The 15,104-nt window shown below is 51.2% G+C and carries 15 protein-coding genes; 11 read left to right on the top strand and 4 right to left on the bottom strand.

Annotated elements, in window-relative coordinates:
* Position 1: 1 nt before the first annotated feature.
* Entirely contained in the window at positions 2-1,162 is a 1,161-nt protein-coding gene (locus tag HBA93_RS07380) for an aminotransferase (protein WP_221722840.1), read from the bottom strand.
* 146 nt (positions 1,163-1,308) lie between these two features.
* Positions 1,309-2,232 carry a LysR substrate-binding domain-containing protein gene (locus HBA93_RS07375; protein ID WP_122093507.1) on the bottom strand — a complete coding sequence of 308 codons (924 nt, stop codon included), beginning with the start codon at positions 2,230-2,232 and terminating at the stop codon, positions 1,309-1,311.
* A gap of 168 nt (positions 2,233-2,400) precedes the next feature.
* Here HBA93_RS07375 and lysA point away from each other — a divergent pair, with 168 nt between their 5' ends.
* From lysA to HBA93_RS07345, 6 genes are all read left to right on the top strand, one after another.
* The gene (gene lysA / locus HBA93_RS07370) at positions 2,401-3,678 is read left to right on the top strand and encodes a diaminopimelate decarboxylase (RefSeq protein WP_221722839.1); all 1,278 of its coding nucleotides are present in this window, start codon (positions 2,401-2,403) and stop codon (positions 3,676-3,678) included.
* Positions 3,679-3,818: 140 nt separating this feature from the next.
* Entirely contained in the window at positions 3,819-4,733 is a 915-nt protein-coding gene (gene dapF, locus HBA93_RS07365) for a diaminopimelate epimerase (protein WP_221722838.1), read from the top strand.
* A gap of 140 nt (positions 4,734-4,873) precedes the next feature.
* Positions 4,874-5,620 carry an amino acid ABC transporter ATP-binding protein gene (locus tag HBA93_RS07360; protein WP_221722837.1) on the top strand — a complete coding sequence of 249 codons (747 nt, stop codon included), beginning with the start codon at positions 4,874-4,876 and terminating at the stop codon, positions 5,618-5,620.
* Between the two features lie 199 nt (positions 5,621-5,819).
* On the top strand, positions 5,820-6,629 hold the full coding sequence (locus HBA93_RS07355) for an ABC transporter substrate-binding protein (protein ID WP_121992353.1): 810 nt from the start codon (positions 5,820-5,822) through the stop codon (positions 6,627-6,629).
* A gap of 106 nt (positions 6,630-6,735) precedes the next feature.
* Complete coding sequence (locus HBA93_RS07350) at positions 6,736-7,434, top strand: amino acid ABC transporter permease (protein ID WP_121992354.1); 699 nt, start codon at positions 6,736-6,738, stop codon at positions 7,432-7,434.
* Positions 7,435-7,438: 4 nt separating this feature from the next.
* Positions 7,439-8,125 carry an amino acid ABC transporter permease gene (locus HBA93_RS07345; RefSeq protein ID WP_221722836.1) on the top strand — a complete coding sequence of 229 codons (687 nt, stop codon included), beginning with the start codon at positions 7,439-7,441 and terminating at the stop codon, positions 8,123-8,125.
* A 54-nt stretch (positions 8,126-8,179) separates the two neighbouring features.
* Here HBA93_RS07345 and HBA93_RS07340 read toward each other — a convergent pair whose 3' ends face one another.
* Positions 8,180-8,434, bottom strand: a complete 255-nt coding sequence (locus HBA93_RS07340) for a YjhX family toxin (protein ID WP_121992356.1) — start codon at positions 8,432-8,434, stop codon at positions 8,180-8,182.
* 373 nt (positions 8,435-8,807) lie between these two features.
* Here HBA93_RS07340 and HBA93_RS07335 point away from each other — a divergent pair, with 373 nt between their 5' ends.
* Entirely contained in the window at positions 8,808-9,566 is a 759-nt protein-coding gene (locus HBA93_RS07335) for a gamma-glutamyl-gamma-aminobutyrate hydrolase family protein (protein ID WP_221722835.1), read from the top strand.
* Between the two features lie 11 nt (positions 9,567-9,577).
* Here the strand turns inward: HBA93_RS07335 and HBA93_RS07330 are convergent, their stop codons facing one another.
* On the bottom strand, positions 9,578-10,303 hold the full coding sequence (locus HBA93_RS07330) for a FadR/GntR family transcriptional regulator (RefSeq protein WP_221722874.1): 726 nt from the start codon (positions 10,301-10,303) through the stop codon (positions 9,578-9,580).
* Between the two features lie 274 nt (positions 10,304-10,577).
* On the opposite strand from HBA93_RS07330, the gene HBA93_RS07325 reads away from it, so the two are divergent.
* From HBA93_RS07325 to HBA93_RS07310, 4 genes are all read left to right on the top strand, one after another.
* Positions 10,578-11,579, top strand: a complete 1,002-nt coding sequence (locus tag HBA93_RS07325) for an arabinose ABC transporter substrate-binding protein (protein ID WP_121992359.1) — start codon at positions 10,578-10,580, stop codon at positions 11,577-11,579.
* 94 nt (positions 11,580-11,673) lie between these two features.
* Entirely contained in the window at positions 11,674-13,209 is a 1,536-nt protein-coding gene (gene araG, locus HBA93_RS07320) for an L-arabinose ABC transporter ATP-binding protein AraG (RefSeq protein WP_221722834.1), read from the top strand.
* Positions 13,210-13,212: 3 nt separating this feature from the next.
* A complete protein-coding gene (gene araH, locus HBA93_RS07315) occupies positions 13,213-14,163 on the top strand; it encodes an L-arabinose ABC transporter permease AraH (protein WP_116088938.1) in 951 nt (316 codons plus the stop codon).
* A 3-nt stretch (positions 14,164-14,166) separates the two neighbouring features.
* Positions 14,167-15,090 (top strand): 2-dehydro-3-deoxygalactonokinase, encoded by a 924-nt coding sequence (locus tag HBA93_RS07310; protein WP_502910059.1) that lies wholly within the window; start codon positions 14,167-14,169, stop codon positions 15,088-15,090.
* Positions 15,091-15,104: the final 14 nt, after the last annotated feature.

Here is a 15,104-nt window from a genome sequence, read left to right as displayed (position 1 = left end):
CTTAGCTCTGTTTCTCACGCCAGTCACGCAGCCGGTTAATGGCAGTCTCCAGCGTATCAAGCTTTTTGGCGAAGCAAAAACGTACATGGCTGGTGATATTGCGCTCTGAATAGAAAGACGACACCGGTACCGGCGTTACACCGGCCTCGCAGGTGAGGCGCTGGCTAAAAGCGAGATCATCACCATCTTTGTCGAGATCACTGATATCGGCAACCGCGAAATAAGTGGCAGGCGCAGAGGCAATGTTAAAACCGGCTTCACGCAGACCGGCATCGAGATAATTACGACGTTTAGCCAGTTCTTCCCGCAGGCCGGTGAAATAGCTGTCCGGCAAGTTGAGACCGGCCGCTACCGCTGTCTGTAAGGCCGGTGGTGTGGTGAAGGTCATATATTGATGGACGCGGGAGATCACTTTCAGCAATTGTGCATCGGCGGTGATATAGCCAACCTTCCAGCCGGTGAGCGAAAAGCTTTTACCTGCAGAGCCGATCCGTACCACACGGTCGCGGATTTCCAGCAGTGAAAACAGCGAGATATGTTTATTGTCATCAAAGGTCAGATGTTCATAAACTTCATCGGCGATAATGAAGAGGTTATGCTTCACCGTCAGTTCCGCAATGAAATTCAGCTCCTCGCGGGTAAAGACCTTGCCGATCGGGTTCATCGGATTATTCACAACGATCATGCGCGTGCGCGGGGTAATCGCATCGCTCAGGGTTTGTAACGGCAATTCCCAATGGGGCGGCGCAAGACGCACCGGCACAACCACGCCACCGGCACGGCGGATCACCGGACTATAGGAATCATAGGCCGGTTCCAACACAATCACTTCATCACCGGAATTAATCAGCGCGAAGAAACTATCGGCCAGCGCTTCCGTCGCACCGGAAGTTACCAAAATTTCTGTTTCCCAATCGGGAGCAATATTGAAAAACCGGCGGGCATTGTCAGCCACAGCTTTGCGCAGGGCAGGAAGACCAAGCATTGGCGGATATTGATGGGAACCGTTGTGCAGAGCATCTGTTGCAGCGGCAATCAGTTCCTGCGGCTCAAGCCCTTCCGGAAAACCCTGTCCGAGATTGATGGCGCCGGTTTCTGCGGCCAGTCTCGACATGATTTCAAAAACAGATATGCCGGATGCTGCGAAAACCGGATTGACCATGATAATCCTCTTTGGTTCGAATTTGCCGTACTATAGAGTTCTGTTTTTAAACAGGAAAGCAGGCAAGTGCAGGAAAAACGACGCTGTTTGGTATTGCTTGCTCTGTGATGTCGTTTCTTGAGAATATTATCCTGATACTGCAATGTTCATGTGCATAGATTACGCTGTCGCAGTGTTGCAACGCGTTCTTCAACGGCACTGACGATTGCTTGCACAAATTCTGCGCCAAGTGCACCGCGGCGGATATCTTCCGGCTGCCAGACATTCACATAATAAGGGATAGAATGGCGGATCGGGCGGATCAGCAGATTTTGTCCCTCGAAGGCTAATGCGCTTAGCGGGTTGATAACGGATATGCCAATACCTGCTGTTACCAGAGAACCGATGGAGGACGCGGTGGTTGCCTCAATCATAAGTTTACGGCTGATACCGGCATTGCTGAACCACTGATCGACCTGACGGCGATAGTAATCCTCATCGGAATAATAAATAAAGTTATGACCGGAGAATTGCTCAATATCGAGACTGTCATAATCCGCCAGCGGATGACCGGCAGGCATGATGCACAGAAGATCACCGGTATAAAGCTCGCGTGTTGCGGAGGCGCTGAGGGTAATATTGCCTTCTACCATGCCGACATCAAAGAATTTGCTCAACAGGTCGCGGGTGAGGGCGCTTTCTTCCAGAGAATGAATTTTCACAGACGCTTGCGGATGTTCGTTGAGAAACAGTTTGGTGGCTTGCGGAATAATCGCATGGGCATAGGCGGGCAGGCAGGCGACAGATACGCGTTGCAAATTATCGCCGCGAATAGCGCGTGCCGTACGAGCAATTTCTTCAATGCTGACAAAGGAGCGCTGCACAATCACGTTGAGCGCGGCAGCTTGTTGTGTCGGCTTCAGACGGCGGTTATCACGGTGAAATAGCGTAAAGCCGAGTGTTGCTTCCAAATCTTTCAGTTCGCGACTGATGGTTGGCTGCGAGGAGCCGAGATGGTCTGCCGTTTCAGTAACATTGAGGGTGTGCATCAGCGACTGAAAAATTTCCAGCTGGCGGTGTGTCAGGCGCATAAAATGTCCCCTTTCGCAGCAAACCTTCCCAGTATTAAGCATATCGAAAATGAATAATAAAGAGATTATTATGAATTTGACCGCAGATGGATGTCTGATAGCTTGATGTGAGTAATGATGAAGCGGTGTGTCCTGTGCGACCCTCCGCTTCGAGTGTTTGAGGGTAGAATGACCACTGAGTTCTCACGTCCGCATGTTGCGCATTTCGGCTATAAAAACGGGACTTTAAGCGTTGAAAACGTTGCTGTCTCTGCAATTGCAGAAAAATACGGCACGCCGTTTTATGTCTATTCGGCTGCTGCTGTGCGTGAACGTGTTGCCAGATTGCGCGCTGCGCTGAGCGGACTCAATGTGCAGATCTGCTATGCGGTGAAAGCCAATAACAACCTGTCGCTGTTGTCTTTGCTGGTCGGTGAGGGTTGCGGCATGGATATTGTTTCCGGCGGTGAGATGCACCGCGCATTGGCGGCCGGTTCGCCTGCGGATAAAATCGTATTCTCCGGCGTTGGTAAAACCGATGAGGAAATTGCAGCGGCACTCAATGCCGGTGTGCATCAGTTGAATCTTGAATCCATCGAAGAGCTGGATGCGATTTCCCGTGTTGCCCGCCAGCTTGGCAAAGTGGCGACCGTTGTGCTGCGCATCAATCCTGATGTGGATGCGCTGACCCATCCGAAAATTACCACCGGCACCAGCAAGAACAAATTCGGCATTGCCTATGCCGATGCGCTGAATACTTATGCAGCCGCTTCTGCCCGTGAAGAAATCAATGTGGTTGGTATCGCCGTTCATATCGGTTCGCAGATTACGGATGTGACGCCATATCGTCAGACTTTTGAGCGTCTGGCACAGCTGACGCGGGCTATCCGTGCTAAAGGACTGAGCATTTCCCGTCTTGATCTCGGTGGTGGCCTCGGCGTTTCCTATGATGGTTCTGCCGGTATTGATGTCGATGCCTATGCACAGACAATCCGCGATACACTTGGTGATATTGATTGCGAACTGACTATGGAGCCGGGTCGCTTCATCATTGCTGAAGCCGGTGCGCTGGTGACCAAAGTTCTCTATGGCAAAAATCAGGGGAATGCTAAGTTCTCTATTGTTGATGCAGCGATGAATGATCTGATGCGTCCTGCACTTTACGATGCCGTGCATCCGGTCTGGCCGGTGCGTGAACCGGCAGCAGATGCGGAAACTCTGCCGGTTAATCTGGTTGGCCCTGTTTGCGAAAGCTCGGATACATTCGGCGAATTCGACCGTTTGCCAGCACTGGAGCGTGGTGATCTGGTGATGCTTGGTGTTGCCGGTGCCTATGGTGCAACAATGTCTTCAACCTATAATGCGCGTCCGCTTATTCAGGAAGTGCTGGTTGAGGGCGATACATTCAGACTGGTTCGCCGTCAGTGGACGGTAGAAGATGCACTTATGCTGGAACGTGATCTCTAAGATCCGGCCAGCATAAAGGGAACGGTTGGGAGGCCGTTTCCTGAGGTTGTCACTATTTGTTTTAAGCATTTTCCACCGCAAAACCGCTACATATTTTTGCTGGAAATGCTTGAAGGGACAGCCCGAAGAGGAGGGGAAATATGAGGCCATATTCTGAAGCGGCGCAAACAAGCGCAGCAGGAATTTTCTTCGTCAAGACCCACGGGCTGGGGAATGACTTTGTGCTTGTTGACGGTCGGGAAAATGTTTTCCGGCCGCAGGCAGCTCTGATTGCGCAGATTTGTGATCGTCATCGCGGCATCGGCGGCGATCAGTTGCTGGTGTTGGAAATGCCGCAAAATGCCCGTGCTGATGTGCGGATGCGCATCTATAATGTGGATGGTATGGAGGCTCCGGCCTGTTTTAATGCCAGCCGTTGTGCCGCTTTTCTCTGGATGCAGGAAGCCGGCAAAAAATCCGTCATTTTAGAAACGCTCGGCGGGTTGATCGAAGCCCGTATGGCCGCGGCTGAAAACGGGCAGCTGCGTATCAGCCTGTATCTGGCGCCTGCTGTCACAGACTGGCAGGCTATTCCGCTGGCAGGGCCGCTTGCGAACCATGACGGGCACCTGAACCACGGCCTGTTGTCCGAGCCTTTTGCCGTCAGTATGGGAAATCCGCATCTGGTTTACTTCGTGCCGGATTTTGATGCTGTCGATGTGCCGCTTGAGGCTGCTGTGGTGCAAAACAGTACCTATTTGCCGGAGCAGGCGAATATTGGTGTGGCTGAGTTGCTGCCGTCTGAAGGTGACGAGGCGCTGCTGAAACTGGTGGTTTATGAACGTCCCGGTATTCTCACTGAAGCCTGTGGCAGCGGCGCCTGTGCGGCGGCAGTTGCAGCGGTACGCAGCGGACGCACAAATCAGAAAAAATTCCGTGTTTTAATGCCGGGCGGGGCTTTACAGGTCGAGTTATGTGCTGATGATACAATTATCCTGACAGGGGATGTTGCTGTCGCATTTTACGGATTTCTGCCTGACGAAGCATCAACAGAATTCAATAAGGATAACGCATAATCGCCCGTTAGAGGCAGCGTTAGTTCTGATTATTACGCGGTTTCGGACGGATCGAAGCGGGATTAGAAATCAATTCGGTGAATTGATTTTCCCGCGAAGGCGATACCCACTTTTCCTGAAACTGCTTGAGAGGGGAAATAATGACTTTTATATCAGTTGAGCATGTCAGCAAGACCTATCCTGCGACCAGCAACGGCAAGGCTCACCGCGCATTGGGCGATGTTTCTTTTTCCGTAGAGAAGGGGGAGGTTCTGGTAATTATCGGCCCTTCCGGCTCCGGTAAAAGCACCTTGCTGCGTACGCTCAATGCGCTGGAAGCCATCGACAGCGGCACGATCACCGTCAATAATCTTGCAATTTCTGATCCTAAAACCGACCTCAATCATGCGCGATCTGAAATCGGCATGGTGTTTCAGCATTTCAATTTGTTTCAGCATAAAACAGCGCTGGAAAATGTGGTTCTGCCGCAGACTGTTGTGCTGAAGCGTTCCAAGGCAGAGGCGCTGAAAATCGCACAGGATATGTTGGCGCGTGTGGGTATTGCGGAACGTGCAGGACATTATCCGAGTCAGCTTTCCGGCGGCCAGCAGCAACGCGTGGCGATTGCCCGCGCTTTGGCGATGAACCCGAAAGTGATGCTGTTTGACGAGGCAACCTCGGCGCTTGATCCTGAAATGGTTGGCGGCATTCTCGATCTGATGAAAGAGCTGGCAAAATCCGGCATGACCATGGTGGTTGTCACCCACGAAATGGGCTTTGCCCGTGAGGTGGCTGATCGTGTGATTTTCATGGATGAAGGGCAAATTGTTGAAACCGGTACGCCGGATGTGCTGTTTTCAAAGCCGGCTCATCAGCGCACACAGCATTTTCTCGAACAGGTGCTTTAGAGCATTTCCAGCAAAAGTGTGAAGCGGTTTTGCGTTGGATAATGCATAAAAACAAAGAGATAGAGTGGTTCCAACAATTCAGTCTTAACTGGAACCACTCTTAAGGAGCATGTGCAGACGTGGGAGGCGTCTGTTGAAAATTACGGAAATGAATGCCCGTAAATAAGGGTAAATCCATATAATAGTGAGGAGAACATTAATGAAATTTCTGAAAAAAATCGCTCTGTCTATCGGAATGCTGGCGGGTGTGGCTGCTATGTCTGTGGGTGCGGCAAGCACCGCCAAAGCAGACATTATGGAAGAAATTCTGAAGCGTGGTGAGCTGCGTGTTGCCGTGCAAACGCAGGGTGCGCCGGTCAGCTTCATCAACAAAGACGGCAAGCAAACCGGTCTGGCTGTAGAACTTGCCCGTATGATGGGCGAGGATCTTGGTGTTAAAGTCGTGTTTCAGGATTATGACTGGAAAGGCCTTATTCCCGCATTGCTGGCAGGCAAAGTGGATATGATTGCCGCCGACATGACACCGACGCCGCAGCGTGCGGCGCAGCTGCTTTTCTCCCGCCCGATGTTCTACGAAGAAACCGTTGCGGTGGTGAAGAATGATTCACCGCTGGCCAAATGGGAAGATCTCAATCAGGAAGGTCTGAATATCGGCTCCACACAGGCCAGTTCCTATAGTGAAGCCATCAAGAAGTTCATGCCAAAAGCAACGCTGAAAGAGTTCACCGGCGGTACTGCTGCTGTGGCACAGGCGCTGTCGGCCGGTCGTATTGATGCAACGGTTTCTGATCTCGGTAATGTCACCAACTTTGTCAATGAATTCGGTAATCTGAAAATTCTTGACGGCATTATTGTCAAAAACCCGCTGGCCTTTGCCGTGCGTCCTGATGAAGTGCATCTGAAGTTCTGGCTCGACAATTATGTTGAACTGATTAGCTCGGACAAGCGTCTGGATCAGATGGTCAATTACTGGTGGAATACCACCGAATGGGAAAAAGACCACAAGTAACAGAAGCCATCTCCTGCCTGTCATTCAGGCGGGCAGGAGCCCTGCTGTTTTAAGTATTTTACGCCGGTACAGATTACTTGCCTCGTAAAATATCCGGGACCGGATAATGTCATCATTCATTCTTGATTATTTCAATTACCGCATCGTCGCGCAGTATCTCGACCGCTTTGCAGAAGGTCTGGGCAATACGCTGATTGCAACCGGTGTGAGTTTTGTGCTGTCTTTTGTACTCGGCACGATCATGGCTGTTATCATGTTTACGCAGTGGAAAGTGCTGCGTAATCTGATCCAGGCTTATGTCACATTCATCCGCTCAACCCCGCTGCTGGTGCAGATTTATCTGGTCTATTTCGGTCTGCCGGTTCTGCTGCCGTTTACTGCCAAATGGCCTGAAATGTGGCTTGGTATTGCCGCGCTGGTTATTAACTGCACGCCTTATATGTCCGAAATTATACGTACCGGTATCGGCTCTGTGCCGCGCGGACAAGTTGAAGCCGCTAAGGCTGTTGGCATGAATTACGGGCAGCGGCTGATCCATATTGTGTTGCCTCAGGCTTTTGCCAATGTGATCCCGCCTGTGCTCGGCCAGACGGCTGTTCTGATTAAAGATACATCGCTGCTGTCGCTGATTACGGTGTTTGAATTCACCAGTGCCGGTTTGTTGCTGAACAGTGAGCGTGTACGTCCGAATGAGAGCTTCCTGACAATCGCTGCCGGATATCTCGCTATCTATTGTGTGATGCTGTTCCTTTCGCATCATGTGAAAAAGAAGCTGGCAGGTCCTGCCTGGGCTGCGAAAGGTTGAGACTATGTTTGAATATTATTGGAAACTTACAGTCTCAGTCATGCCATTTCTCTGGCAGGGGTTCAAAGAGACTTTTACCGTTTCGCTGGTCGCAATTTTTGCGGGATCGCTGATTGGGACTGTGATCGGGATTATACGCAGCTATCGTATCCCAGTTTTGACACAGCTCTTCGGCGGCTATGTGCATATTTTGCGCGGCACTCCCTTTCTGGTGCAGCTCTATGTGTTCTATTTCGTGTTGCCGAATACAGGGATTGAATGGCTGAGCTGGGATTCCAGCACAGCGGCCTTTGTGGCGTTGTCGCTCTATACCTCCTGCTATGTGGCTGAAATTGTGTGCAGTGCTATTGATGCGGTACCGCGGGGTCAATGGGAAGCTGCAACTGCAGTAGGCATGAGCCAGTTGCAAAAATTGTGGCATGTGATCTTGCCTCAGGCGCTGAAGCTGACCATTGCGCCGATGAGCAGTGTCTATGTGATTATCATCAAAAGCACTGCTATTCTGTCGGTAATCGGGATTGCCGAACTGACCCGTCAGGGCGAAGTATCAATGCTGCGTTTCCCGCGTGATGTGTTGTTTATCTATGGTCTGATTGCGCTGGTCTATTTTGTCTATTGTTATCCGATCCTGAAATTCTCCAAGTGGGCGGAGAACAAAATCAGCGGATCGCAGCGCCTGTCATTGGATTGAGCCTTATTGCATGAAGAGTAAAAGCGCAGCATCGGAGGATGCTGCGCTTTTTGTTTATGCATTACGGGCGATTTGCAGGCTCGCAATGCCGTGTTTGGAGATGCGGTAGGCGCTGCCGTTAAAAGAGGCAATCAGTTTTTTGGCGCGTAGTTTTTTGAAGGTCTGCAGGTCTGTACCGTCGAGAAACCAGCCCTCGCGGGAGATGAAATCGACATCAATAATTTTGCCATTGTCGTCTTTTTCCGGTTCGATACGGCCGCCTTTGGCCAGCATATCGAGAATACGGCGTTCAAAACGTGAAATGTTCATGGCTGTCTCCGTTGTTTGAAACGGATGAACAGTGCACAGAAGCCGCCAACGCATGGCAGCACGATCTGAAGCATCATGGGAATTGTCCTGATAAGGAGAGAAAATCTGGCGCAAGCCGTTGTAAGCCCGTGTTTTACAGGCGGCTCTGCATAAGCAGAGGATCAACGATGAAGGATGCTGCGCATAAATCTCCTTAAGACGACTGCCCGAAATATAATGCGAAAATGTAATAAAAACAAGTATGACTATGATGTGCAGGCAAGGTGATTGTTGATCGCAAAAATGCATGAAGCCAGATGATAATAGCGCTTGTTTTCGCTTCGCAGGACGTATTCATTCAGGTGCAGAAATTTCATTATAAAAGCACGGCACAATGACACAGAAAACAGTATTCCGTCCGATCATCGGCGTCACACTCGACAGTGAGGAGGGCGGTGGTTTTTCGGATTCTCCCTGGTATGCAATCCGCCAGAATTATTTGTCCTGCCTTGAAGAGGCGGGTGCTGCGCCGGTTGCCTTGCCGCATCTCGCAGAACTGGCTGAAACCTATCTGAATATGATTGACGGGCTGGTTGTAACCGGTGGTGCTTTTGATGTGCCGCCTGCGATGTTCGGCGAAGAAGCGCGTACGGACACAATCCGTCTGAAACCTGCGCGGACAGAATTTGAAGCGGCGGTTCTTCGTGGTGCACTGGAGCGCGATATGCCGGTGCTGGGGATTTGCGGCGGCCATCAGCTGCTGGCTGTTATTGCCGGCGGTACGCTCGTGCAGCATATTCCGGATGAAGTATCAGGCGCGCTTGAACATTCTGTTTCGAAAGATACTGAAAATGCCGGTGGTAAGAAACGTGCAGGGCACAGTATCGCAATTGAAGAAGACAGCCTGCTGGCGAAACTGGTTGGCACAACCGGTCAGCATGTCAACAGTTCGCATCATCAGTCTGTACGTACTGTAAAAGCGCCGATGCGTGTGACGGCTACGGCTGAAGACGGTATTATTGAAGCGATTGAGCACACGGAAAAGAGTTTTGCCATTGGTGTGCAATGGCATCCGGAATATAAACAGATGGAAGGTGATGTGCATCTGCTCGCAGCATTTTGTGCTGCCGCTGAAGCCTATCATAATCGCTGAGCGGTTTTCGTTTACTTATCTTTCATACCAAGATCGCGTGCAGCAAGATCCAGCATTTTATTGGAACTGTTGCGCGCCCGTTCTTTATCGCGCAACCGGATGGCTTCAATCAGTTCCAGATGTTCGGAAATGGCTTCATCGCGGCTCGCAACCGCATCATTGGATGTGTAAAGCGTATAGCGCAATGCGGCTTCAATAATGCCGCAAAGCTGGCGAAAGACCTGATTATGGCTTGCCCGCAACAGAGCGATGTGGAAGTCAACATCACCTTGTGTGAAGGCTTCAATATCGCTGCCCGCTTCATTCATCCGGTTCCATGCTATTTCCAGCGCTGCAATATCCATGGCGGATGCGCGTTGTGTTGCCAGTTCGGCAGCGACCGGTTCAATCGCGCGGCGGGCTTCCAGCACACAGAGCAATAAATCCAGATCGACGATGCGCGGCCCCAGCCAGTCCAGCACCTGCTGATCCAGCAGATTCCATTCATCCTGCTCACAAACGACTGTGCCGATACGTGGCTTGCCACGCACCAGTCCTTTGGACTCCAGCGTTTTGATCGTTTCGCGGATGACTGTGCGGCTGACGCCATATTCCTCGCACAGATCATTTTCGCGGGGCAGCATTGAGCCCGGCTTGAAGCGACTGTTGAGAATGTCAGCGGCGAGCGTCGCAGTGATGCTTTTTTGTACCCTTGGGCGCGTCGGGCGGGAAGGGGCATGCAGGCTCTGCTCAGACATTTCAGTCACGGCTTTTCTTTCGTTGTAATCCGGCCATGCGGTTGTTCAGTTTCCGGCTTTAATGCAGACTCTGATCATAGTCATAGGGTTTGACAGACGGGAACCGCAAGGCACTCAGTTGTTTAATTATGTATAATGAACAATTTTAAATCATCATACAAGAATTATTGACTGGTATGATGATTTGTTTTAGCGTGACCGGCGATGGAGGACATCTGCGTCATGGCAAGACTGTGGGAGCTTGAGATGACGTGCAATCTTTGGGAGGAAAGATATGCGCTTTTTTAAAACGGCTGCTTTAGCCGGAATGATGGCCGGCGTGGTTTTCACGGCTGTTGCAGGATCATCTGCGGCCTATGCGGCGGATGTGAAAATCGGCTTTGTTGTAAAGCAGCCGGAAGAACCATGGTTTCAGGATGAGTGGAAATTTGCCGATGTAGCGGCAAAGGAAAAAGGTTTCACTCTGGTCAAAATCGGTGCGGAGGATGGTGAGAAGGTGCAGTCTGCGCTGGATAATCTGGCTGCGCAGGGCGCTACCGGTGTGATCATCTGTACGCCGGATGTGAAGCTCGGACCGGGTATCGTTGCCAAGGCCGAAGCGAATGGTCTTAAGCTGATGACTGTCGATGACCGTCTTGTCGGTGCGGATGGCAAACCGCTGGAAGATGTGGTGCATATGGGAATTTCTGCCACCAAAATCGGTGAGGAAGTTGGCCGTGCCATCAGTGAAGAAGTTAAAAAGCGTGGCTGGGACTGGAAGAATGTCGGTGCAATCCGTGTTTCCTATGACCAGTTGCCGACTGCCGTTGACCGTGTTGAAGGCGCGCTTTCGGTCCTGAAAGAAAACGGATTGCCGGAAGCCAATATTTTTGCGGCGCCACAGGCAAAAACCGATACTGAAGCTGCTCTGAATGCATCCACTGTTGTTCTCAACAAGAATGCGGATATCAAATATTGGGTTGCCGTTGGCCTCAATGATGAGTCCGTGCTTGGTGCGGTACGCGCAACGGAAAGCGTTGGTATTCCTTCGACAAATGTTGTGGCGGTTGGTATCGGCGGGGCAGATTCTGCAATCAATGAGTTCAAAAAGCCAAGCCCGACCGGTTTCTACGGAACAGTCATCATTTCGCCGAAGCGTCATGGTTACGAGACAGCGATGAATATGTATGCATGGCTGGCTGATGGAAAAGAGCCTGAAAAGCTCATTCTGACATCCGGTCAGCTAGCCTTGCGCGATAATTACGCGGAAGTCCGCAAGGAACTCGGCATCGAGTAATCCTGCACGGAGCCGGAGCATTTAGTATTCCGGCTCCCATTTCTCAGAAATTATTCTTCAAGTGGTGCAACCACTGCTGAGAGACAGGTGCGGCATGGCTGACTTTCTGACATTTAAAAATATTTCAAAGTTCTATCCCGGTGTTAAGGCGCTGACAGATGTGTCTTTCGGTGTTGCTCAAGGGGCTGTTCACGGGCTGATGGGAGAAAACGGTGCGGGTAAATCCACGCTTATCCGTGTTCTTTCCGGCGATCAGCAGGCGAATAGCGGTGAGATCATTATTGACGGTGTGGTGCAGAAATATGCATCCGTGCGCGATGCTTTTCATGCCGGTGTGATCGTTATTCATCAGGAATTGCAATTGGTGCCGGAACTGAGCGTTGCGGAAAATCTGTGGCTCGGGCGCTTTCCTGCAAAAGCGGGCATTATCAGTTTTAAAGCGCTGGTAAGTGCTGTCGGCGAAAAATTGCGGATGATCGGTATTGATATCGACCCTGCCACCAAGGTTGCACAGCTTTCAATCGGTGAGCGGCAGATGGTTGAAATCGCCAAAGCCGTGATGCTGGATGCGCGTATTATTGCGCTTGATGAACCGACGTCATCCCTGTCATCACGGGAGAGCGAAATCTTGTTTCGCCTGATCGGCCGTCTGAAGGCTGAGGGCAAGATCATTCTTTATATCTCGCATCGTCTGGATGAGATTTTCCAGCTTTGCGATAGTCTGACTGTGCTGCGTGACGGCAAACTGGCTGCCCATCATCCGAGTCTTGGGAATGTCACCCGTGACCAGATTATCTCTGAAATGGTGGGGCGGGAGATCAATAATATCTGGGGGTGGCGCGGTCGCGATATTCGCCAGAATGTATTGCTGAAAGTTGAAAATCTCAGCGGCAGTAAATTACCGAAGCCTGTGAATTTTGAGGTACGTGCTGGTGAAATCTTAGGATTTTTCGGTCTGATCGGCGCCGGACGTTCTGAGATGAGCCGCCTGATTTATGGTGCTGATCAACGACGCACTGGTACGGTGTATGTTGATGGTAAGGTTGTGAAGGCTGATGATCCGCGCAGTTCCATCCGTGCCGGTATCGTCCTGTGTCCCGAAGACCGTAAATTTGACGGTATTGTTCAGGGGCGTTCGATTGAAGAAAATATCACTATTTCTGCCCGCAGACATTTTTCCCCGTTTGGCTTGATCCGCCCGAAAAAAGAGGCGGAACTGGCTGAAACCTATATCAGAAAATTACGGGTGCGCACGCCGTCGCGCAAACAGAATATCGTCAATCTCTCCGGCGGCAACCAGCAGAAGGTTATTCTCGGCCGCTGGCTGGCCGAGCAGAATATCAAGGTGCTGATTATTGACGAGCCTACGCGCGGTATTGATGTGGGCGCCAAGGCAGAGATTTATGAAATTCTCTATCAGCTTGCTGAAAGCGGTATGGCGATTGTGGTGATCTCCAGCGAACTGCCCGAAGTCATGGGCATCTCAGACCGGATTATGGTGATGTGCGAAGGGCGGATTGCCGCCGGATTTGATCGTGCTGATTTTAATGACCGCGCCATTCTCACGGCGGCACTACCGGATAAGACCGTCGCTGAAACGGCAGCCGGATCATTACAAAAGGTATCCTGAACGATGGTTTCAATTAAAAAAATTCTGCTTGGTGAACAAGGGCTTGTGGTGATTTTTCTGCTGGCCTTTGCAGTGGTGGCGCTGACAGTCCCGAATTTTCTGACTGAACGGAATATGCTCGGGCTTCTGCAATCGGTGGTAACCATCGGCATTGTTGCCTGCACGATGATGTTCTGTCTTGCATCGCGCGATTTCGATCTTTCTGTAGGCTCCACTGTCGCCTTTACCGGCATGATTGCGGTGATGGCGTCCAATGCTACCGGTTCCATTTTTCTCGGATTGCTGGCCGCTTTGGCAGGCGGTTTTATCGTCGGGCTGTTCAATGGTGTTGTGATTGCGAAATTTCGTATCAATGCCCTGATTACCACGCTGGCAACAATGCAGATTGTGCGCGGATTGGCGCTGATCTCCAGTGATGGCCGTGCGGTTGGTATTAATGATCCGTCTTTCTATCAGTTGGCACTGTCAAAGTTCTTGAGCATTCCGACGCCGATCTGGGTGATGGGACTGCTGTTTGTCATTTTCGGATTTGTGCTCAACCGTACGGTGTTTGGTAAGAACACGCTGGCAATCGGCGGTAATCCTGAAGCATCGCGCCTAGCCGGTGTGAATGTGGATTCCATGCGTATCTGGATTTTTGCCCTGCAGGGGCTGGTCTGCGGTATTGCCGGTATTTTGCTGGCATCGCGTATCACATCCGGTCAGCCGAATGCGGCAACAGGGCTTGAATTATCTGTCATCTCGGCTTGTGTTCTTGGTGGTGTTTCTCTGGCTGGCGGTCGTGCTGCAATGCTGGGCGTGATTGTTGGCGTGCTGATTATGGGGATTGCCGAAAATGTCATGAACCTGCTGAATATTCAGGCATTTTACCAATATGTTGTGCGCGGCTGCATTCTTCTCATTGCTGTGCTGCTGGATAATCTGCGCTCAAACATGATCGGGTTCAGAGGATAAACACTGATGAATGACGCTGTTTACGCATTGGTTGATTGGGGAACGAGCAGTTTTCGCCTCTGGACTACAGATGCACAGGGGCATGTACTGGGTGAAAGCCGCAGTGATGAAGGTATGATGCATTGTGCCTCAACGGGTTTTGCACCGGTGCTGGAAAAGCATTTGCACAAGCTGGCAGCAGGACCGGATCTGCCGGTTATAATCTGCGGTATGGCCGGTGCACGGCAAGGCTGGGCGGAGGCACCTTATATCAGCCTGCCTGCTACGCTTGATGGTCTGGCAGATTATGCGCTCAAGTTAGAAAATCAGACACGGGATATCCGTATTTTGCCCGGACTTGCGCAGCGTGATGCATCCGCAGCCAATGTGATGCGCGGTGAGGAAACCCAGCTTGCGGGTATTGCCACATCGATGCCTGATGGTCTGATCTGTATGCCTGGCACGCATAGTAAGTGGACGAGACTGGAAAACGGTGTTGTGACGCAGTTCGCGACTTTCATGACCGGTGAGCTCTTTGCGGTACTGTCTCAACATTCCATTCTCAGACATGCGATGGATACGGATGCGGCTTTTGATGAAAACACACCTGCTTTTCTCCGTGCTGTTGAAAAGACATGCGCGGAACCGGCACGGATGGCCGAGGATGTTTTTGGTATCCGTGCAGCACAATTGCTTGGTTTTGAAGAGCAGTCTGAGGGAGCCGCTCATCTTTCCGGTCTGCTGATCGGCGCAGAGGCGGGCAGAGCAAAACAGCTTTATGGCGTGGGTACAATCGGGCTGGTGGCTTCGGGAAAACTCGGCCGGTTGTATCAGGCTGCTCTGGAGAAAAACGGTTTCAGCATCACTCTGCTGGATGGCGAAACTGCAGTCCGGCAGGGATTATTTGTGGCGGCAGCCAGAGTGTGGCCGGTAACACATCATGCGTGATGGAGAGGGAAGCA

The organism is Ochrobactrum sp. SFR4, assembly GCF_019730395.1.
In the GTDB taxonomy this organism is placed as follows: domain Bacteria; phylum Pseudomonadota; class Alphaproteobacteria; order Rhizobiales; family Rhizobiaceae; genus Pseudochrobactrum.
This window is presented reverse-complemented; position numbering and strand designations above follow the sequence as displayed.